At 73.4% G+C, this 19,960-nt stretch carries 21 protein-coding genes and 1 pseudogene; 12 read left to right on the top strand and 10 right to left on the bottom strand.

Annotated elements, in window-relative coordinates:
- Positions 1–16: 16 nt before the first annotated feature.
- On the bottom strand, positions 17–1,015 hold the full coding sequence (locus E6P78_RS30155; protein ID WP_136206804.1) for a zf-HC2 domain-containing protein: 999 nt from the start codon (positions 1,013–1,015) through the stop codon (positions 17–19).
- Positions 1,012–1,773 carry an RNA polymerase sigma factor SigE gene (gene sigE / locus E6P78_RS30150; protein ID WP_240799430.1) on the bottom strand — a complete coding sequence of 254 codons (762 nt, stop codon included), beginning with the start codon at positions 1,771–1,773 and terminating at the stop codon, positions 1,012–1,014. The genes E6P78_RS30155 and sigE overlap by 4 nt, the downstream gene beginning before the upstream one ends.
- Positions 1,774–1,951: 178 nt before the next feature.
- Here sigE and E6P78_RS30145 point away from each other — a divergent pair, with 178 nt between their 5' ends.
- Complete coding sequence (locus E6P78_RS30145; RefSeq protein WP_136206802.1) at positions 1,952–2,617, top strand: O-methyltransferase; 666 nt, start codon at positions 1,952–1,954, stop codon at positions 2,615–2,617.
- Positions 2,618–2,738: 121 nt separating this feature from the next.
- Here E6P78_RS30145 and E6P78_RS30140 read toward each other — a convergent pair whose 3' ends face one another.
- On the bottom strand, positions 2,739–2,906 hold the full coding sequence (locus E6P78_RS30140) for a DUF3117 domain-containing protein (protein WP_003966491.1): 168 nt from the start codon (positions 2,904–2,906) through the stop codon (positions 2,739–2,741).
- A 313-nt stretch (positions 2,907–3,219) separates the two neighbouring features.
- Here E6P78_RS30140 and E6P78_RS30135 point away from each other — a divergent pair, with 313 nt between their 5' ends.
- The gene (locus tag E6P78_RS30135; protein ID WP_136206801.1) at positions 3,220–4,032 is read left to right on the top strand and encodes an enoyl-CoA hydratase-related protein; all 813 of its coding nucleotides are present in this window, start codon (positions 3,220–3,222) and stop codon (positions 4,030–4,032) included.
- A gap of 27 nt (positions 4,033–4,059) precedes the next feature.
- On the opposite strand, the gene E6P78_RS30130 is transcribed toward E6P78_RS30135, so the two are convergent.
- Both E6P78_RS30130 and E6P78_RS30125 read right to left on the bottom strand, forming a co-directional pair.
- Positions 4,060–4,647 (bottom strand): DNA-3-methyladenine glycosylase I, encoded by a 588-nt coding sequence (locus tag E6P78_RS30130; protein ID WP_136206800.1) that lies wholly within the window; start codon positions 4,645–4,647, stop codon positions 4,060–4,062.
- A gap of 224 nt (positions 4,648–4,871) precedes the next feature.
- A pseudogene (locus tag E6P78_RS30125) lies at positions 4,872–5,198 on the bottom strand (hypothetical protein); the annotation flags it as partial.
- Positions 5,199–5,318: 120 nt separating this feature from the next.
- Here E6P78_RS30125 and folP point away from each other — a divergent pair.
- Entirely contained in the window at positions 5,319–6,191 is an 873-nt protein-coding gene (gene folP / locus E6P78_RS30120; RefSeq protein WP_136206799.1) for a dihydropteroate synthase, read from the top strand.
- 646 nt (positions 6,192–6,837) lie between these two features.
- Here the strand turns inward: folP and E6P78_RS30115 are convergent.
- Together E6P78_RS30115 and dapE are read right to left on the bottom strand one after the other, a co-directional pair.
- Positions 6,838–7,623 (bottom strand): TIGR00730 family Rossman fold protein, encoded by a 786-nt coding sequence (locus E6P78_RS30115; protein ID WP_136206798.1) that lies wholly within the window; start codon positions 7,621–7,623, stop codon positions 6,838–6,840.
- 109 nt (positions 7,624–7,732) lie between these two features.
- Positions 7,733–8,812, bottom strand: a complete 1,080-nt coding sequence (dapE, locus tag E6P78_RS30110) for a succinyl-diaminopimelate desuccinylase (RefSeq protein WP_136206797.1) — start codon at positions 8,810–8,812, stop codon at positions 7,733–7,735.
- Between the two features lie 86 nt (positions 8,813–8,898).
- Between dapE and E6P78_RS30105 the strand changes: the two genes are divergently transcribed.
- Positions 8,899–9,783, top strand: coding sequence for a hypothetical protein (locus tag E6P78_RS30105; protein ID WP_276607239.1), 885 nt, complete (start codon positions 8,899–8,901; stop codon positions 9,781–9,783).
- Positions 9,784–10,152: 369 nt separating this feature from the next.
- Positions 10,153–10,563, top strand: coding sequence for an ATP-binding protein (locus E6P78_RS30100; RefSeq protein WP_136206796.1), 411 nt, complete (start codon positions 10,153–10,155; stop codon positions 10,561–10,563).
- An 82-nt stretch (positions 10,564–10,645) separates the two neighbouring features.
- Here the strand turns inward: E6P78_RS30100 and dapC are convergent, their stop codons facing one another.
- Complete coding sequence (gene dapC / locus E6P78_RS30095; protein ID WP_136206795.1) at positions 10,646–11,740, bottom strand: succinyldiaminopimelate transaminase; 1,095 nt, start codon at positions 11,738–11,740, stop codon at positions 10,646–10,648.
- Between the two features lie 121 nt (positions 11,741–11,861).
- A complete protein-coding gene (gene fdxA, locus E6P78_RS30090) occupies positions 11,862–12,182 on the bottom strand; it encodes a ferredoxin (protein ID WP_018105475.1) in 321 nt (106 codons plus the stop codon).
- Between the two features lie 117 nt (positions 12,183–12,299).
- Between fdxA and E6P78_RS30085 the strand changes: the two genes are divergently transcribed.
- The 5 genes from E6P78_RS30085 to thrS all read left to right on the top strand — a co-directional run bounded on the left by E6P78_RS30085 (position 12,300) and on the right by thrS (position 17,298).
- A complete protein-coding gene (locus E6P78_RS30085) occupies positions 12,300–13,301 on the top strand; it encodes a GNAT family N-acetyltransferase (RefSeq protein WP_136206794.1) in 1,002 nt (333 codons plus the stop codon).
- 3 nt (positions 13,302–13,304) lie between these two features.
- Positions 13,305–14,144 carry a transglutaminase-like domain-containing protein gene (locus tag E6P78_RS30080; RefSeq protein WP_136206793.1) on the top strand — a complete coding sequence of 280 codons (840 nt, stop codon included), beginning with the start codon at positions 13,305–13,307 and terminating at the stop codon, positions 14,142–14,144.
- Positions 14,145–14,381: 237 nt separating this feature from the next.
- Complete coding sequence (locus tag E6P78_RS30075) at positions 14,382–15,011, top strand: hypothetical protein (RefSeq protein WP_136206792.1); 630 nt, start codon at positions 14,382–14,384, stop codon at positions 15,009–15,011.
- A gap of 125 nt (positions 15,012–15,136) precedes the next feature.
- Positions 15,137–15,844, top strand: a complete 708-nt coding sequence (locus E6P78_RS30070) for a class F sortase (RefSeq protein WP_136206791.1) — start codon at positions 15,137–15,139, stop codon at positions 15,842–15,844.
- Positions 15,845–16,017: 173 nt separating this feature from the next.
- A complete protein-coding gene (thrS, locus tag E6P78_RS30065) occupies positions 16,018–17,298 on the top strand; it encodes a threonine--tRNA ligase (protein WP_136206790.1) in 1,281 nt (426 codons plus the stop codon).
- Here thrS and E6P78_RS30060 read toward each other — a convergent pair.
- A complete protein-coding gene (locus tag E6P78_RS30060) occupies positions 17,288–18,499 on the bottom strand; it encodes an MFS transporter (protein ID WP_136206789.1) in 1,212 nt (403 codons plus the stop codon). The two genes, thrS and E6P78_RS30060, sit on opposite strands and share 11 nt — an antisense overlap.
- An 86-nt stretch (positions 18,500–18,585) precedes the next feature.
- Between E6P78_RS30060 and E6P78_RS30055 the strand changes: the two genes are divergently transcribed.
- Positions 18,586–19,164, top strand: a complete 579-nt coding sequence (locus E6P78_RS30055) for a sugar O-acetyltransferase (protein ID WP_136206788.1) — start codon at positions 18,586–18,588, stop codon at positions 19,162–19,164.
- Between the two features lie 14 nt (positions 19,165–19,178).
- Positions 19,179–19,721, top strand: coding sequence for a TetR family transcriptional regulator (locus E6P78_RS30050; protein ID WP_136206787.1), 543 nt, complete (start codon positions 19,179–19,181; stop codon positions 19,719–19,721).
- Positions 19,722–19,960: the final 239 nt, after the last annotated feature.

Here is a 19,960-nt window from a genome sequence, read left to right as displayed (position 1 = left end):
CGCGTGGGGCGCTGGATCAGCGACGGGGGGAGAGCGGCAGCCCGTGGTCGGCGGGGGCCGGTTGCGCGGCGGCCGACGTGGGCGGCAGGGAGGGCTCGGAGGGGCGGACGGGCGAGGCCGGATCGAGCCCGCTGCCCAGGGTGCGGGCGAACAGGGAACCGGCCCCACCGGGACGTATCAGCGCGGACGCGTCGGAGCGGAGGGAGAGGCCGAACGGGCTTCCCGTCAGCCGCCCGGTGGCGAGCAGCGAGGGGGCCGGGGTGAACGCCGGCAGCGCCGTGTTCACCGCGAGGGAGGCCGGGCGGTCGCCCTGGCCCGCCGCGGTGAGCGAGCCCTGCCCCGAGCCGCCCCGGCGGCTGACCGTGGCGGCGGACCCGGCGCGGGTGTCGGCGTCGACCGGGGTCACGGTGTTGCCGGAGCCCTCGGCCCGGGTGGGGGCGTCGGAGCCGGAACTCGTCGGCAGGGCACCGCCGAGCGCGATGGCGGCCAGCGAGACGGCGCTCGCGGCGGCGAAGGCGAACCTGCGGCCCCGCCAGGGCGAGCGGTCGGCATCCCGGCCCACCTCGTGGATGCGGAAGACGGAGCCGGCCGGTCCCGTCGGGAGCGCGGCGCCGGAGCCGTGGACGGTGGGGAGGTAGCCGAAGCCGTCCAGGGGGCCGCCGCCCGCCGTGAGGTCGGCGTGGCCGCTCGCGGGGCGTGTGCCGGGCAGCGGCCCGTCACCGAACCGTCCGGAGCCGCCCACGGGTCTTCCCCGACGGTCGTCGTCACCACCCGGTGGACCGCCCGGAAGGCCCTGGAGGCGGGCCAGGAACCCTTCGGAGGGCGAGGGCTGAGCCGCCTGCGCGAACACGTTCTTCAGGCGGCGCTGGGCCGCCGCCTCGGCCTTGCACCTGGCGCAGGTCGCGAGATGGGCGAGGACCCGGTCGCGGGCGTCGTGCTTGAGCTCGCCGTCGACGAGCGCGGCGAGGCGGTCCCCCAGGTGTTGTTCCGCGGGGGTCGGACCTGTGCCGCTCACGCCGTGCCGCCCTCCCCCGCCAGGAGAACTCCCGCCAGCGAGCGCTGTTCGGCGCGCGCCTCGGGCGAGCGGTGCCGCAGCGCCTTGCGCAGGTGCGAACGCCCGCGGTGGATGCGACTGCGGACCGTACCGAGCTTCACGCCGAGCGTCGCGGCGATCTCCTCGTACGACAGTCCCTCGATGTCACAGAGCACGACGGCGGCCCGGAACTCGGGCGCGAGGGTGTCCAGCGCCTGCTGGACGTCCGCGTCGAAGTGGGTGTCGTTGAACACCTGCTGGGGGGAGGGCTCGCGGCTGGGCAGACGCTCGGCCGCGTCGTCCCCGAGGGAGTCGAAGCGGATGCGCTGCTTGCGGCGGACCATGTCCAGGAACAGGTTGGTCGTGATGCGGTGCAGCCAGCCCTCGAAGGTGCCGGGCGTGTACGTCGACAGCGAGCGGAAAACCCTGACGAAGACCTCCTGCGTGAGGTCCTCGGCGTCGTGCTGGTTTCCCGTCAGTCGGTAGGCAAGGCGGTAGACACGACCGCTGTGCGTGCTGACGATCTCTTCCCATGTGGGCGGGGTCCACGCCTGGGATTCCGCATCTGAGGCGAACGTCGCGGTCGGTGCGGAGTCGTTGGAAGAACGGTCAGCGATGTCGGTCACGGATTTCGGCTCACCCGCCGACCTGAGAAAGCGCCGCAGCACTCCTCCCCGATCCACAGGCGCAGCCGCACCTCCCCTGTCGGCTCTGGTGGTGTCCAGTGGAGCCCCTACCATAGCCACCTCGCCCGTTAGCTCCGGATAAGCCTTTTTCCAGCTGGGGCCGGGGATCTCCCCGGAACCGCGGCCCGCGCACCGGACCCGATCGGCGGGCCTGGTCCACGGGCTTTCCCCCGCTCTTGCACAACGCCCGGTCCCATCTGCGGGTTCCCGGGTCCAGCGGATACAGTCACCGTTGCGCCAACTAAGGGGACAGGAGAGGGTCATTACCGCCAACCGGCAGACGAGCTGGGCGTTCGCCGACGCCTTTGTCGCCGAGGACGAAGCACTGCGCTGGGCCCGGGACCGGGCCCGCGAGGCAGGGCTCCGCTCGGTGTCCCCAGGCACCGGCGCAGCGCTGCGCCTGCTCGCTGCCACGACGGACGCCAAAGCCGTGGCGGAGATCGGCACGGGCACCGGCGTGTCCGGCATCTATCTGCTGCACGGGATGCGGCCCGACGGGGTGCTGACCACGGTCGACCCGGAGCCCGAGCGCCAGCAGTTCGCCCGTGAGGCCTTCCGGGCGGCGGGCTTCGCGGCCAACCGGTCCCGCTTCATCCCCGGCCGCGCGCTCGACGTGCTCCCCCGGCTCGCGGACGGCGGCTACGACCTCGTGTTCTGCGACGGCGACCGGATGGAGAGCCTGGACTGTCTCGCTGAATCGTTGCGCCTGCTGCGGCCCGGGGGGCTGGTCTGCTTCGAGGGCGTCTTCGCGGACGGCCGCACGGTCGACTCCGCCGCTCAGCCCGCGGAGGTGCTGCGGCTGCGCGAGCTGCTGCGCGCGGTCCGCGAGAGCCAGGAGCTGATGGCGACTCTGCTGCCGGTGGGCGACGGCCTGCTCTGCGCGGTCCGCCGCGGCTGAGCCGTAAGGCACCCTTCGGCGGCGGCTGAGCCGTAAGGCACCCTTCGGCGGCCGGCCCCGGACGCACTGCTGCCCGGTACGGGGAGCGTACCGGGCAGCAGTGAAGTGTGGGCGCCTCTGCTCAGCCGACGACCTTCTTGAGGGCATCGCCGAGGGCATCGGCCTCGTCCGGAGTCAGCTCCACGACAAGCCGACCGCCGCCTTCGAGCGGAACGCGCATGACGATGCCCCGCCCCTCCTTTGTCACCTCGAGCGGGCCGTCGCCCGTCCGCGGCTTCATGGCCGCCATGCTCGTTCCCCTTCCTGAAACCAGCTCATCGCAACCGGCGGCCCCATGACAGGCGCTGCCTCACCGGCATCGAACACAGTGCTTCCAGGTCATTATCCCGCATCACCGACCCCGATGACCAACATCGCTCTGCATCGCTTGCGCAACGCGCTCACTCAAAACCACCCAATTCGGCGGTCCGACTGCGATACTCCGGCCCCCGCGCCCCCTCTCCGGCACGGAATTATTTGACGCAGGTCACATGTCCGCCCCCGGCGAAGTCGGCCATGCTTGCGTGGACAGGCTGGTGAACGACACGCAAAGGGGACCACCCATGGCCGATCACGACGACGCGGTGCTCTACGACATCGGCGACGGGCTCGCGACGATCACGATCAACCGCCCCGACGCGATGAACGCCATGAACACCGCGGCCAAGGTCGCCCTGCGCGACGCCCTGCGGTCGGCCGCCGCCGACACCGGCGTACGGGCCGTGCTGCTCACCGCGGCCGGCGGGCGGGCCTTCTGCGTCGGGCAGGACCTCAAGGAGCACCTGACCAAGCTCGCCGAGGCCCGGGCGTCGGACGGCGGCAACGCGCTCAGCACGGTGCGGGAGCACTACAACCCGATCGTGCGGGCCCTCACCGAGATGCCGAAGCCGGTCGTGGCCGGGATCAACGGCGCCGCCGCCGGCGCGGGCTTCGGCTTCGCGCTCGCCTGCGACTACCGGGTGGCCGCCGACACCGCCTCGTTCAACACCTCGTTCGCCGGAGTCGCCCTCACCGCCGACTCGGGCGTCTCCTGGACGCTGCCCCGGCTCATCGGCCACAGCCGCGCCGCCGACCTGCTGCTCTTCCCGCGCTCCATCTCCGCGCAGGACGCCCACGACCTGGGCATCGTCAACAAGCTGGTGCCCGCCGCCGATCTCGCCGCCGAGGCGGCCGCCGTGGCCCGCGCCCTGGCCGACGGGCCGACGGTGGCGTACGCGGCGCTCAAGGAGTCGCTCGCCTTCGGGGCCGGGCACACCCTGAGCGAGGCACTGGAGAAGGAGGACGAGCTCCAGACGAAGGCGGGCGCCTCCGAGGACCACGCCATCGCGGTGCGGGCCTTCCTCGACAAGGAGAGGCCGAAGTACCTCGGGCGGTAGTGGGCCGGGCGGGCCCGCCCCGCCCGGTTACGCGGGGCCGGGGCGGGAGACGCAGTCGGCGAGGTGGTCGTCGACCAGGCCGCAGGCCTGCATCAGGGCGTAGGCCGTGGTCGGCCCGATGAACCGCAGTCCCCGCTTCTTCAGCTCCTTCGCCAGGGCCGTGGACTCGGGGGTGACCGCCGGTACGTCCCCGATGCTCTTCGGGGCCGGCCGGCCCACCGGATCGGGGGCGTACGACCAGATCAGCTCGTCCAGCTCACCGGCCCGCCACCCGGCCAGCGTCCGGGCGTTGGCCATGGTCGCGTCGACCTTCGCGCGGTTGCGGATGATGCCCTCGTCGGCCAGCAGCCGTTCCCGGTCCGCGCCCGTGAACGCCGCCACCGCCGGGATGCTGAACCCGGCGAACGCGCTGCGGAAGCCCTCCCGGCGGCGCAGGATCGTCAGCCAGGACAGCCCGGACTGGAACGCCTCCAGGCTCAGCCGCTCGAACAGGGCGTCGTCGCCGCGGACCGGGCGGCCCCACTCGGTGTCGTGGTACCAGAGGTAGTCCTCGGTGGCCAGGCCCCACGGGCAGCGCAGTCCGCCGTCCGCCGCCGCCACGGCGTCGCCGGTCATCGGCCCGTCTCCTCGTCGGGGCGGGCCGTGTCGCCCTCCGCCGGGGCCGGCCAGGAGGTCTCCCCCTGGGACTGCCGGGAAGTCTCCTCCGGGATCTGCCGGGAAGTCTCCTCCGGGGTCTGCCCGGAGGTCTCCTCCGGGGCCGGCCAGGAAGTCTCCTCCGGGGCCGGCCAGGAAGTCTCCTCCGGGATCTGCCGGGGCCGTTCCGGCCCTGCCTGCGGCTCCTTGAGCAGGTCGGGGCGGCCCGGCCGGGTGGCCTGCGCGCCGGCGAGCACCGCCTCCAGCTCCGCGATCCGCGCGTCCCGCTCGGCGAGCTCGGCGCCGAGCCGGCCCAGCGCGTCGTCCACGTCCGCCATCCGGTAGCCCCGGGCGGCCACGGGCAGCCGCAGCGCCTCGACGTCCGCCCGGCCGACCGGGCGCGCGGCGGGCAGCGGGTCCGTCAGCTGCTCGGGCGCCACGTCCTGCAGGATGGCGCTCCTGCCTCCACCGACCACCGCGAGGGTGACCGCGGCAACCACCACCACCATCGCCAGCAGCAAGAACCAGAACACGCGTATCTCCCCGGGAGCGGAATTCGTCCGGGTCCGATCGTGCCATGAGGCAGTGACAGTTAGGGTCGGCAGTTGGCCTCGGCAGGTGTCTGCGGGGCGGATTCACAGAGAGGGACACGGATGGCAAGCGGTGCGCTCCGGCTGGGGCGGCGCGAATTCGGTGCGCACGAGCCGGTGATCATGGCGATCGTGAACCGCACCCCGGACTCCTTCTACGACCGGGGCGCCACCTTCCAGGACGAGCCCGCGCTCGACCGGGTCGAGCAGGCCGTGGCCGACGGCGCGGCGATCATCGACATCGGCGGCGTCAAGGCCGGTCCCGGCGAGGAGGTCACCGCCGAGGAGGAGGCCCGCCGCACGGTGGGCTTCGTCGCGGAGGTGCGCCGCCGCCACCCGGACGTGGTGATCAGTGTCGACACCTGGCGCCACGAGGTCGGCGAGGCGGTCTGCGAGGCCGGGGCGGATCTGCTGAACGACGCGTGGGGCGGGGTGGACCCGAAGCTGGCGGAGGTCGCCGCGCGGTACGGGGCCGGGCTGGTGTGCACGCACGCCGGCGGCGCGGAGCCGAGGACCCGGCCGCACCGGGTGGGGTACGAGGACGTGATGGCCGACATCCTGCGGGTGACCGTGGGGCTGGCCGAGCGGGCCGTGGGGCTCGGGGTCCGGCCGGACGGCATCATGATCGACCCCGGTCACGACTTCGGGAAGAACACCCGGCACTCGCTGGAGGCCACGCGCCGGCTCGGCGAGATGACGGACACGGGGTGGCCGGTGCTGGTCTCGCTCTCCAACAAGGACTTCGTGGGCGAGACGCTCGACCGTCCGGTGAAGGAGCGGCTGCTCGGGACGCTGGCCACGACCGCGGTGTCCGCGTGGCTGGGGGCGCGGGTGTACCGGGTGCACGAGGTGGCCGAGACCCGGGACGTCCTGGACATGGTGGCGTCCATCGCGGGACGCCGGGCGCCGGCGGTCGCGCGGCGGGGGCTGGCGTAGGGGGCGCGGCGGGGGCTGGCGTAGGGGGCGGGGCGGGGGCCGGAGCGGGGCGGTGGGCCTGCGGCGGGTGGGCGCCTGCGGCGGGCTTGTTCCCCTACCCGCCCCTTCCCGAAACCGGGGCGCCGCCCCGGGCCCGCTCCTCAAGCGCCGGAGGGGCTGGGCTTTCTGGGCGCCGCCCCGGGCCCGCTCCTCAAACGCCGGAGGGGCTGGGCTTTCTGGGCGCCGCCCCGAACCCGCTCCTCAAACGCCGACGAGGCTGGGGTTTCTGGGCGCCGCCCCGGGCCCGCTCCTCAAACGCCGGAGGGGCTGGGCTTTCTGGGCGCCGCCCCGAACCCGCTCCTCAAACGCCGACGAGGCTGGGGTTTCTGGGCGCCGCCCCGAACCCGCTCCTCAAACGCCGACGAGGCTGGGGTTTCTGGGCGCCGCCCCGCGCCCGCTCCTCAAACGCCGGAGGGGCTGGGCCTTCTGGGCGCCGCCCCGAACCCGCTCCTCAAACGCCGACGAGGCTGGGGTTTCTGGGCGCCGCCCCGGGCCCGCTCCTCAAACGCCGGAGGGGCTGGGCCTTCGGGGCTCCGCCCCAAACCCGCTCCTCAAACGCCGGCGCGGCTGGGAAGACAACCCGGGGCGGGGCTGGAAGGAGTAGCGCTCAGCGGCCGACCTCCTTCGTTACCAGGGACACCGCCTCGTCCACGTCGTCCGTCACGTGGAACAGCAGGAGGTCCTTCGCCGAGGCCTTGCCCTGGGCCACCACCGTGTCCCGCAGCCAGTCCACCAGGCCGCCCCAGTAGGCGGTGCCGAAGAGGACGATCGGGAAGCGGGTTACCTTGCCGGTCTGGACGAGGGTCAGTGCTTCGAAGAGTTCGTCCAGGGTGCCGAGGCCGCCGGGCAGGACGACGAAGCCCTGGGCGTACTTCACGAACATCGTCTTGCGGACGAAGAAGTAGCGGAAGTTGACGCCGATGTCGACGTGCGGGTTGAGGCCGGACTCGAAGGGCAGCTCGATGCCGAGGCCGACCGAGACGCCCTTCCCCTCGCGCGCGCCCTTGTTCGCCGCCTCCATCGCCCCCGGGCCGCCCCCGGTGATGACCGCGAAGCCCGCGTCGACCAGCGCCCGGCCGATCCGTACGCCCGCCTCGTACTCCGGCGCTCCGGCCGGGGTGCGGGCCGAGCCGAAGACGCTGATGGCGCTCGGCAGTTCGGCGAGCGCGCCGAAGCCCTCGACGAACTCCGACTGGATGCGCATCACCCGCCACGGGTCGGTGTGCACCCACTCGGAGTCGTCCTCGGAGTCCAGCAGCCGCTGATCGGTCGTACCGGGCTGTACCTGGTCCCTGCGGCGCAGCACCGGGCCGAGGCGCTGCTCCTCGGGCCGTACCGCGCCTTCCGGGATCTCCGCACCTTCGGGAATGCGCGCATCCTCGGGGTTGCCCATGACCTGCTCCCTCCGCCGACGTCGGAGGCGTCCTGCGACGCCTCCGTCTCACGCCAGCGTAGATCGCCGCGGGTTACGGAAAGGGGAATGCGGGAGGTCAGGTCGTGGGTCAGGCGGTGAGCCAGGAGCGCAGGCGGTCCTCGCAGTGGGTGATGCGCTCGACCTTCACGTGCTCGTCGCGCTTGTGGGCGAGGATCGGGTCGCCGGGGCCGTAGTTCACCGCCGGAACGCCGAGGGAGCCGAAGCGGGCCACGTCCGTCCAGCCGAACTTGGGCCGGGCGGTGCCGCCGACCGCGTCCATGAACGCCTTGGCCGCCGGGTGGGAGAGGCCGGGCATGGCCGCGCCGGAGTGGTCGTCGACGGTGAACTCGGCGACCCCGCAGCCGTCGAAGACCTCGCGTACGTGCGCCAGCGCCTCTTCCTGGCCGAGGTCGGGGGCGTAGCGGTAGTTGACGACGACCGTGCAGGCGTCGGGGATGACGTTGTTGGCGACGCCGCCCTCGATGCGTACGGCGTTGAGGCCCTCGTGGTACTCCAGGCCGTCGATCACCGGCCGGCGCGGCTCGTAGGCGGCGAGGCGGGCGAGGACCGGGGCGGCGGCGTGGACGGCGTTGGACCCCATCCAGCTGCGCGCGGAGTGCGCCCGCTCGCCGCGCAGGTGGAGGAAGACGCGCAGGGTGCCCTGGCAGCCGCCCTCGACCTCTCCGTCGGAGCCCTCCAGGAGGACGGCGAAGTCGCCCGCCAGCCAGTCGGGGTGGGCGTCGGCGATGTGGCCGAGGCCGTTGAGGTGGGCGGCGACCTCTTCGTTGTCGTAGAAGACGAAGGTGAGGTCGCGGTTGGGCTCGGGCACGGTGGCGGCGATCCGCAGCTGGACGGCGACGCCGGACTTCATGTCGGAGGTGCCGCAGCCCCAGAGCAGGCCGTCGGCGTCGAGCCGGGAGGGCACGTTGTCGGCGATCGGCACGGTGTCGATGTGACCGGCCAGGATGACGCGTTCGGAGCGGCCGAGATCCGTCCTGGCCACGACGTTGTTCCCGTACCGGTCGACGATCAGGTGCGGCAGGGTCCGCAGCGCCGACTCGATGGCGTCCGCCAGGTCCTTCTCCTCCCCGCTGACCGAGGGGAAGTCGACGAGCGCGGCGGTGAGGGCGGGCCCGTCCAGGGTGAGGTCAAGCGTGCTTTCGGCCATGGCTACGACCCTAGCGTCTGTCGTACGGTGACCCCGTGCCCAGGACCGTTCCCGCTGCCAGCCGTCGCCCCGGCCGCAGCCGTCGGCTGCGGATCGCGGCGACCCTCGGCGTACTGGTCGCGGTGGGCGGATATCTGACCGTTCAGTACGTTTCGGGCGACCGGGGGTCCGACCGGTGCACGGTGCGGTCGGCGGACGGTTCGTACCGGCTGACGCCCGAGCAGGCCGCGAACGCTGCGACGATCTCCGCGGTCGGCACCACTCGCGGGATGCCGGAGCGGGCGGTGACGATCGCGCTGGCGACCGCGTTGCAGGAGTCCGGGCTGCGCAACATCGGCCACGGCGACCGGGATTCGCTGGGGCTGTTCCAGCAGCGCCCCTCGCAGGGCTGGGGCACCGAGAAGCAGATCATGGACCCGGTGTACTCGGCCGGGAAGTTCTACCAGCACCTGGCCGAGGTGCCCGGCTACTCGCGGCTGCCGCTGACCGAGGCCGCACAGCGCGTCCAGCGCAGCGGCTTCCCGCAGGCGTACGCGAAACACGAGCCGGACGCGGCGCTGCTGGCCGCCGCGCTGACCGGGCGTATGCCGGGCGCGCTGGACTGCGAGCCGCCGCGGGCCACGGCCGGGACGGGTGACGCCTCGAAGGTGCGGGCCGCCCTGGTGCGCGCCTTCGGCAAGGACGTGCTGCCCGCCGACGCGAAGGGCCCCGCTCCCACGGCGGGTGCCACGGTTCCGGGGGCGCTGACGGTACCGGTGCGGGCGGACCGCCGCGCCGCCCGGGACGGCGCGCCGCAACGGGGCTGGGAGCTGGCGCACTGGGCGGTGGCCCAGTCCGAGGCGCTGGGCATCGACGAGGTCGCGTACGGGGGCCGGGTGTGGGCCGCCGGATCGGGCTGGCACACGGAGCGCAAGGTGTCCGAGCGCACGGCCTCGGACACCGGCGAGGTCCGGATGCTCCTCGTCCGCTAACGGCCGTCCCAATAGGGCGTTTTTTGAGAGTCCCGCCTGCCGGGCGACGCCTGGCACGCACGCCAGCCGCCTCGCGCGTCCGTGCGAGGCGTCGTCCGTGCGGGGGGACCGTCGTCCGCGTGGGCGCCCCCGGCGCGGTGGCGCGCAGAGCACCGGCCCGATCCCCCGATTCCCTTGCGGCGCACGGGAAGTGACGGTTCGGCGGGTGATCGCGGAATGCAGCGTTTGCCCGGGTTCCTCCGCTGCGGATTATCCGACGCATTGCCCAGTCTTTACGTCACCGCACCGCAACCTCACCCGCCCCCACGGCGGTTGTCATGGCGTCCGACCCACGGACAGCCCGAACTTCCCTCCCGTCGAAGGAGCATCATGTCCCTCCCCCTGACCCGTCGGATCGCCCGTACCGCGCTGCTGATCGCGGCGGGTGCGGCCCCCGTGGTCGGTGCGGCCGGCGCCGCGGGTGCCGCGGAGCTCCCGCAGGCCCCGGACCTCGGCGGCCTCACCAGCGTCGAGGGTTCCGGTCTCGGCAAGGCGGTCGAAGGCGCGGCCAAGCCGGCCTCCGACACCGCGGGCAAGGCCGGCGGCAAGGTCGTCGGCACCACGCTGCCGGTGGCGAGCAAGACCCTCGGGGACGTCGGCACCAAGGCCGCCCCCGCCGCGAAGAACGTCTCCAAGACCGCCAAGGGCGCGGCCAAGGGCGACGCCGTCTCGACCGTCTCCAAGGCCGCCAAGGGCGGCCTGTCCACCGACGACCTCACCAAGGGCCTGCCGATCGGCTGACACGCGGTCCGGTTCGCAGGCACGTGCGGGGCCCCGGGAGTGCGCACTCCCGGGGCCCTCGCGCGTGTCGTCCCGGAAGGACTCAGCCCAGCCGCTTGACCGCGGCCGCCACGCGCTCGTCGGTGGCCGTCAACGCCACGCGCACGAAGCGGTCGCCGGCCGGCCCGTAGAAGTCTCCGGGCGCCACCAGGACGCCCAGCTCCGCCAGGTACGCGACGGTGTCCCAGCACGGTTCGTCGCGGGTCGCCCACAGGTAGAGGCTCGCCTCGCTGTGCTCGATCCGGAAGCCGTGCGCCTCCAGGGCCGTGCGCAGGGCGGCGCGCCGCTCGGCGTAGCGGGTGCGCTGCTCGGCGACGTGCGTGTCGTCGCCGAGCGCGGCGACGGTCGCGGCCTGGACGGGCGCGGGCGTCATCATCCCGCCGTGCTTGCGGATCTGAAGCAGCTCGCCCAGCACGGCCGCGTCGCCCGCGATGAACGCGGCGCGGTAGCCGGCGAGGTTGGACCGCTTGGAGAGCGAGTGGACGGCGACGACGCCCTCGTACGTACCGCCGCAGACGTCCGGGTGGAGCACGGAGACCGGTTCGGCCTCCCAGCCCAGCTCCAGGTAGCACTCGTCGCTGAAGATCAGCACGCCGTGCTCGCGCGCCCAGGCGACGATCCGGATCAGCTCGTCCTTGGCCAGGACCCGGCCGGTCGGGTTGGACGGGGAGTTGAGCCAGAGCAGCTTCAGACCGGCCGGGTCCAGCTCGGTCGGGTCGTCGTACGCGACGGGCTCGGCGCCGCAGAGCCGGGCGCCGACCTCGTACGTCGGGTAGGCGAGCCGCGGGTGGGCGACCTTGTCGCCGGCGCCGAGGCCGAGCTGCGTCGGCAGCCAGGCGACCAGTTCCTTGGAGCCGACGACGGGCAGCACGTTCTCGTGGGCCACCGAGACCGCGCCGAGCCGCCGCTCCACCCAGCCGGTGAGCGCGTCGCGCAGCGCGGCGGTCCCCCACACCGTCGGATAGCCGGGGCTGTCCGCGGCCGCGACGAGCGCCTGCCGGATCAGCTCGGGAACCGGGTCGACGGGCGTGCCGACGGACAGGTCCACGATGCCGTCCGAGTGAGCCTCGGCCGTCGACTTGTAGGGCGCCAGCTTGTCCCAGGGGAAGACCGGGAGGCGGGAGGAGACTGCGGACACGGCTCTCTGCTTTCTCGTACGGGGTTCACGCGGGCGGCCCGGGAGGGACCGCGGGAAACACCTCGGTCCCGCACGGCGACGAGCCGTACGGGACCGGGGCGGCGCACGTGCCGGGGCGCTGTTACTGGTTCTGCGGCGGCAGCGCGGCGATGAACGCGTGGTCGCGCTCGATCAGGCCCAGCTTGGAGGCGCCACCCGGCGAACCGAGGTCGTCGAAGAACTCCACATTCGCCTTGTAGTAGTCCTTCCACTCGTCCGGGGTGTCGTCCTCGTAGAAGATCGCTTCCACCGGGCAGACCGGCTCGCAGGCTCCGCAGTCGACGCACTCGTCCGGGTGGATGTACAAGGACCGCTGGCCCTCATAGATGCAGTCGACGGGGCACTCTTCGATGCAGGCCTTGTCCTTCACGTCGACACAAGGCTGCGCGATGACGTAGGTCACGCTGTCGTTCCTCCTCGGTAGGGCGTTGGCTCTCGCGCGGGAGCGCGGCGTCGTCGATGCCCGCACCTAGTATCTCCGTTCGCGGGCACGATCCGAACAGGAGGGGCGGACAGAGCTGTGGAATTCACCATCGGCGGACGGCTGGAGGTCCGAATTGCACCGGCTGACGTGGGCAAACGGGTATCAGTCCGGCGTGTGACCGAGGACGGCCCGAAGGGGCCGAAATTCACCGACACGGTCGGCGTTCTCACATCATGGGACAAGGGTGTGCTCTCCATCACACCCAGGAGCGGCGAGTCGGTGCACATCCCGGAGTCCTCCCTGGTGGCGGGCAAGGTCGTGCCGGCCGCCCCGGCCCGCCGACGCGGCCCGGCCGCCTCCTTCGAGGAGCTGGCCCGGGTGACCACGCGCGCCTGGCCGCCCGCGGAGAGCGAACCGCTGGGCGAGTGGCTGCTGCGCGCCTCCGGCGGTTTCACCCGCCGCGCCAATTCCGTACTCCCGCTCGGCGACCCGTGCGTGCCCCTCGGCGTGGCGCTCGGGCGCGTGAGGCAGTGGTACGCGGACCGGGGCCTGCCCGCTTACGTGCAGACCGCGACCGGCGCCGAGGGCACGCAGGAAAAGTTGTGCGCGGCGCTGGAGGAGCACGGCTGGCGGCGCGAGGTGACGGCGGCCGTACGGATCGCGGCCCTGGCTCCGATCGGTGACCTGCCGGCGGAGGTGTCCCGGGTACGGCTCGGCCGTACGGCCGACGAGGCGTGGCTCGCCCGCTACCAGCGGGTCGGGGTCCCGGGCCCGGAGGTGACCGCGGTGCTGGACGGCGGCCCCTCGGTGTGGTTCGCGACCGTGCCCGGCGAGGCCGGCGAGGAGGCGCCCGCCGCGATCGGGCGGTGCGTGGTGGACGGGCGGTGGGCCGGCTTCATGGCCGTCGAGGTGGCCCCCGAGCACCGCCGCCGGGGCCTGGCCACCGCCGTGATGACCGCGCTGGCCCGGCAGGCGATGGACGAGGGTGCGTCGGCGGCCTGGCTCCAGGTCGAGGAGGACAACGAGGGCGCCCGCGCGCTGTACGACGGGATGGGGTTCGCGGTCCACCACCTGTACCACCACTTCCGGCAGGTGTGACCGGTGGCCCCCGAGAGGCACGACCGGGAGGAGCCGCGCCGTCGGTTCGCCGAGGAGGCCCGGGCCGAGCGGCCCGACCTGGCGCTGCTGTGTCTGCTGGTGGCGTCCGAGGCGGACCCCGCGCTGGACGCGCACGGCATCGACGCGGCCCAGATCGAACTGGACCGGCTCGCCGGACTGCTCCCGTACGGGCTGCGCGGCGGCCACGCCTGGGCGTCGGCGCTGGCCGAACTGCTCGGCGAGCGCTACGGCTTCGAGGGCGCGTCGGCGGACTACCAGCGCCTGGAGTCGTCCCTGCTGCACGAGGTGCTGCGGCGGCGGCGCGGGCTGCCGATCCTGCTGTCGGTGGTGTGGATCGAGGTCGCGCGGCGGGCGGGCGCCCCGGTGTACGGGGTGGCTCTGCCGGGCCACTTCGTGGTCGGTTTCGGCGATCCGGCCGAGCGGATGCTCGCCGATCCGTTCGCCGGGGGCCGGCCGCTGACGGACCAGGACGCGGGGCTGCTGGTGACGAGCGCGACCGGGGAGCGGTGGGAGCCGTCGTCCCTGGAGCCGGCGCGGCCACTGGAGGTCGTGCTGCGCGTCCTGAACAACATCCGGGCGTGGGCGGCGGCCCGCCCCGAGCACACGGCCGTGGCGCTGTGGGCGGCCGAGCTGTCCCTGCTGCTCCCGTCGCACCCTGCCAGGCTCCGCTACGAGCACGCCCAGCTCCTGGTGCGCGCCGGGGAGTTCCTGCGCGGGGCCGAGGAGATGGAGGAGTACGCGCGGGTGGTCGAGGGCATCGAGCCGGCCGTGGCGGAGGCGGTGCGGCACAACGCGCGGGCGGCGCGGTCGCGCCTGAACTGACGGGGCCGGATGTGGTGCGGGGTGGGCGGTGCTCAAACCTCGCGGAGCGCGCCATGCCGTCCAACGGGTGATTATCCGTTCTTCGCCACTCGATGAGCCCATGCCGTAGCTCCAATGCGGAGCTCTCCGATGGCGCGCTCCCGCGTTCCGGCTGACGGTGGATCACGTAGCCGCTGCGTCACCGGGAGTCGACACATCGTCACTCCTCGCAGGGGCGACGAAAGGAAACCTGTTCAGATGCGCTCTGCCCGCACACTGTTCGCTTCGGCCGCCGTCACGGCGGTCCTCACGATCACCGCTCCCTCGGCCTACGCCCTGACCGTGGCCGGTGACCAGCACGACGGCGGCTCCTCCTCCTCCGCCGGCCACGAGCACGGCAAGTCCGACGACGACGGCTGGAAGAAGGACAAGCCGCACGGCGGCGTCCACACCGGCGGCGGCGCGCTGTCGATGACGGTCGCCAAGGAGTGGCAGCCCGGTGACGAGGGCGGCAAGTACAAGGACGAGGACAAGCCCCACGGCGGCATGCACACCGGCGGCGGCGCACTCGCCAAGTCGGTCGCCGAAGGCTGGCAGCCCGGCGACGAAGGCGGCAAGTACAAGGACGAGGACAAGCCCCACGGCGGCATGCACACCGGCGGCGGCGCACTCGCGCAGACCGTCACCAAGGAGTGGCAGCCGGGCAGTGACGAGGGCGGCAAGTACAAGGACGAGACCAAGCCCAGCGGTGGCATGCACACCGGCGGCGGCGCGATGGCGATGACCGGCAGCGGTCTGGCCGCCGGTTCGCTGCTGCTGCTCGGTGGCGCCGGCGTCGCCGCGTACCGGCTCCGCCGCCGCCAGGCGTCCGGCGGTGCGATGGCCTGACCAGGCCGCTCCGCGGGCCCTTGGCCGTCGCGGTCGCCGTCCCTCCGGACGGCGGCCGCGGCGCCTGCGTTTCCCCGGGCCCGCGCTCGCTCGTACCGCACCGCACGGACGAAAGGCACGTTCCCATGGCCGCCCCGCAGCCTTCCGACTCCCCCTCCACCGGGGCCGCGTCCGGCACCGGCACGCTCGGCCGGGCCCTGTTCTGGCCCGTCGCGGCGGCCGGCCTCGGCGCGCTCCTCATCTACCACTCCTTCGGCGCCCCCGTCGACGACAAGCCGCCCGCCCCGCCGGCGGCAGCCGCGCCCGCCGCCCCCTCCCCTTCGTCCCCCGCCACCGGGACGGCCGCCCCGAGCGCGTCGCCCGCGCTGCCGCGCTCGGTGCCGACGCGGCTGCGCATCCCGGCCATCGCGGTGGACGCGCCGTTCACCCCGCTGTCGATCGGGGCGTCCGGCCGGCTCGACGCCCCGCCGCCGAACGACAAGAACCTGGTCGGCTGGTTCAAGGACGGGGCGACGCCCGGCGAGCGCGGGGCGTCGATCGTGGCGGGCCACGTCGACACGACGACCGGCCCGGCCGTCTTCCTCCAGCTGCGGTTCCTGCAGCCCGGCGCGAGCGTCGACATCACCCGCGCCGACGGCACGGTGGCCTCGTTCTCGGTCGACACGGTGGAGACGTTCAGCAAGGCGGACTTCCCCGACAAGAAGGTGTACGCCGACACCCCGGACGCCCAGCTGCGCCTGATCACCTGCGGCGGCAACTACGACCGGAAGGCCAAGGACTACGAGGACAACGTCGTGGTCTTCGCCCACCTCGACTCGGTCAAGAAGGCGTGAGCGCCGCCCTTCCCCCGCGTACGGGCGGAAAAACCCCGCGCGCACGGTTCGGGACGCCTGTTAGCGTCCCTCCCATGAAGCGTGCCGCCATGACGACGACGCCGGAGAGTGTCCCGGCGCGCTGACTGATGACCAGCCGACAAGCCCCGGGGCGAGCGCCCCGGGGCTTTGGCGTGGGGTCGCTCGCCTCCGTACGCGAGGAGACCGCCATGCACGACCACCGCAGGCTCGGCCGTGAGCTGGAGCTGTTCGACACCGACCCGCTGATCGGCGCGGGCCTGCCCTACTGGCTGCCGGACGGGGCGGCGCTGCGGCACACCCTGGAGGAGTACATCCGCACCGCCGAGCGCCGGGCGGGCTACCGCCACGTGTACTCGCCGGTGCTCGGCAAACGGGAGCTGTACGAGACCTCGGGACACTGGTCGCACTACAGCGACGACATGTTCCCGCCGATGGACCTGGGCGCCGGGCAGGTCGTACTGCGGCCGAGCCTGTGCCCGCACCACGCGGTGATCTACCGCTCCCGCGCGCACAGCTACCGCGAACTGCCGCTGCGGATGGCGGAGCTGGGCGGGATGTACCGCTCGGAGCTCTCCGGGGTGCTCGGCGGGCTGACCCGGGTGCGGGCCATCCAGCTGAACGACGCGCACGTCTTCTGCACCCTGGACCAGGTCGCCGACGAGGCGCGGGCCGCGCTCGGCATGATCCGGCGGGCGTACGCGGCCCTGGGCATCCGCCCGGCCCGCTTCCGGCTCTCCCTGCCCGGCCCGGGCGGGAAGTACGTCGCCGCCCCGGAGATGTGGCGGCGCTCGACCGCGCTGCTGACCGAGGTGCTGGACGCGTCCGGGCTGCCGTACGAGGCGGCCGAGGGCGAGGCCGCGTTCTACGGGCCGAAGATCGACGTCCAGGTCGCGGACGCGGCGGGCCGCGAGTCGACCCTGTCGACCGTGCAGGTCGACTTCCACCAGCCGGAGCGGTTCGACCTGCACTACACCGGTGCCGACGGGGCGAAGCACCGGCCGGTCATGGTGCACCGCAGCATCATCGGCAGCGTGGAGCGGGCCGTCGCCCATCTCGTCGAGCAGCACGGCGGCGCGTTCCCCGGCTGGCTCGCCCCGGTGCAGCTGATGATCCTGCCGGTCTCGGACGCCGAGCTGCCGGACGCCGAGGCGCTGGCCGGGCGGTGCGCCGATCTCGGGCTGCGTGCGGAGGTCAGCGGCCGGGAGCGCGGCAGCCTGGGGGCCAGGGTCCGCCGGGCCAGGCTGGTGCCGTACCAGGCGGTGATCGGCGCGGCGGAGGCGGCGGACGGGCTCGTCGCGCTGCGGCTGCGCGACGGCCGGCGACCGGCCCCGATGCCGGCCGGGGAGGCGCTGGCCCGGATCGGGGCGCTGACCGGCGCGCACAGCACCGCGCTGTGGGACGAGGCGGAGGCGGGCGCCGCCGTCAGGGGGTGACCGGGGCGGTCTGCGGGTCGGTGGCGTTGCGGTCGGGGCCGAGCGCCCCGGCCAGTGCGGCGGCGACGGCGACCAGGGCGAGGACGACGGTCATCGCGAGCCGCAGCCCGATGTGGTCGGCGAGGAAGCCGAGCGCGGGCGGGCCGACCAGGAAGGCGCCGTAGCCCGCCGTGGAGACGGCCGCGACCCGGGCCGCCGCGTCGTGCGGGTGGTCGCCCGCCGCGGACACGGTGACCGGGAAACCGAGCGAGGCGCCGAGCCCCCACAGCACCGTGGCGGCGCCCGCCATCGCCGGGCTCGGCGCGACGATCACCACCGCCAGGCCCAGCGCGGCCGTCACGCCGCTGATCCGCACGACCAGCACCCGGCCGAACCGCGCCAGGAGGGGGCCGCCGGCGAAACGACCGAGCGTCATCGAGGAGGCGAAGAGCAGGAAGGTCAGTGAGCCCGCGGTGGCGCTCACCTCGTACCCGTCCACCATGAGCAGCGGCAGCCAGTCGTTCGCGGCGCCCTCCGCGAACGCCATGGCCAGCACGATCACCCCGATGAGGACGAGCTGCCGGTCCCGCCACACGTGCAACTGCCCCCGCAGGCCGCCCTGCCCGGACCCGGCGGCCGGTCCGGTCTCCTTTCCCGTGCCCGGCGGGATGGCGAGCACCGCCCGCGTACCGGCCGCCGCGATCAGTACCGCGACGAGCGTCAGATGCCATCCGACGGGGAACGCCGCCGCCGTCAGCGCCATGCCGAGGAGCGCGCCGACGACGGTGCCCAGGCTGAAGCAGCCGTGCAGCACCGGCAGGACGGGGCGGCCGATGGCGCTCTCCACGGCGGCGCCCTCGATGTTGAACGCCACCTCGCTCATCCCCATCCCGCCGCCGAACAGGGCCAGCCCGCCGAAGACCACGGCCGCCAGCGGCAGTGCGGTGCCCACGGCGACCACGAGCAGGCCCGCGACGATCAGCGAGGCCCCGCCGAGGATCGTCGCCCGCCCCCCGTAACGGCGTACGAGCGGGCCGGAGGCCGTGACACCGGCCATCGAACCGGTGGACAGCCCGAACAGCACCAGGCCCATCGCTCCGGTGGACACGTCGAGCCCGTCCCGGACGGCCGGGGTGCGCGCCACCCAGGAGGCCATGCCGGTACCGGCGGCGAGCATGAAGAGGAACAGTGCGGCACGCCAGCGGCGTGTGGCGGCATCCATACAGCGGGGCCTCGGCAGACGGGTCGGGAGAATGTGGCGAGCGCCACGAGCGTACGACCGTACGCCTTGAGTGTACGCTCGTACCCATGACGGACCACTTCGCGGGTGACCCGCGTACGAACCAGGAGCGGATGCTCGCCGGGGATCTCTACATCGCCGACGACCCGCAGATCGTCGAGGCCCAGCGGCGTGCGGTACGGCTGGCCGCCCGCTATCTCGCCGCGTACACCGAGGACCCGGACACGGCGCAGCCCGTGGTCGCCGAACTCCTCGGCGGTCTCGGCGCGGGCGCGCACATCCGGCCGCCGCTGTACGTCGACTACGGCACGTACATCACGGTCGGCGAGGACACGTTCGTCAACTACAACCTCACCGCCCTGGACGTCGCCCCCATCACCATCGGCCGCGACTGCCAGATCGGGCCGAACGTCCAGCTGCTCACGCCCACCCACCCGGTGGAGCCGGAGCCCCGCCGCGACAAGCTGGAGGCGGCGCGGCCCATCACGATCGGCGACAATGTCTGGCTCGGCGGCGGGGCGATCGTGCTCGCCGGGGTGACCATCGGGGAGAACAGCGTCATCGGCGCGGGAGCCGTCGTCACCAAGGACATCCCCGCCAACGTGGTCGCCGTGGGCAATCCGGCCCGGGTGATCCGTTCGATCTAGACGAGGGAAACAGTGTGGCGACCGGGCAGAACGACCCCGAGCGGCGGGAGCGCATCATCACCGCCGCGCTCGACCTGATCGCACAGGAGGGGGTCGCCGGGACCTCGCACCGCAAGGTCGCCGCCCGCGCCGGGGTGCCGCTCGGCTCGATGACGTACCACTTCGCCGGCATGGACGAGCTGCTGCGGGAGGCGTTCATCCGCTTCTCCAGCGGAGTCGTCGCCGTCTTCGAGGAACGCCTCGGCGCCGCCACCACGCCCGACGAGGCCCGGGAGGCGGTCGCCGACCTGGTCCACCACCTGTCCGGCGGCAACCAGCGCGAACTGGTCCTCACCCACGAGCTGTACACCCTGGCCGCCCGCAAGCCCGCCTACCGCGAGCTGACCCGCGAGTGGATGCGCCGCAGCCGGGTCGCCCTGGAATGGCACTTCGACCCGGCGACGGCCCGTCAGCTGGACGCGCTGATCGAGGGCCTGTCCATCCACCGCGCCCTGGAGACCGAACCGCACGACCGCGCCCTGACCGTCGAGGCGATCGCCCGCATCACCCGCGCCTGACACGCGCCCCTCAGCCCCTGGCCGGCACCCCACCTGACCAAGGTGCCGGCCAGGTCGTCACGTTCCCGCGCGAGCCAGTAGGCAGACCTGGGGCCATCTGTCGCCCGCCGCGGATGCTCCTATGGTTGTCAAGCCGCAGCAGCGAGGGCGGTTTGAGTGATTCGTTCCGTGGGCTTGGTGGTCAGCGCGCGGTAGACCTCGCGGGCGACGAATCGCTTGAGACAGCGCATGATGTCCTT

Origin of the sequence: Streptomyces sp. A0958, from assembly GCF_004795035.1 — a bacterium.
GTDB lineage: Bacteria > Actinomycetota > Actinomycetes > Streptomycetales > Streptomycetaceae > Streptomyces.
This window is presented reverse-complemented; position numbering and strand designations above follow the sequence as displayed.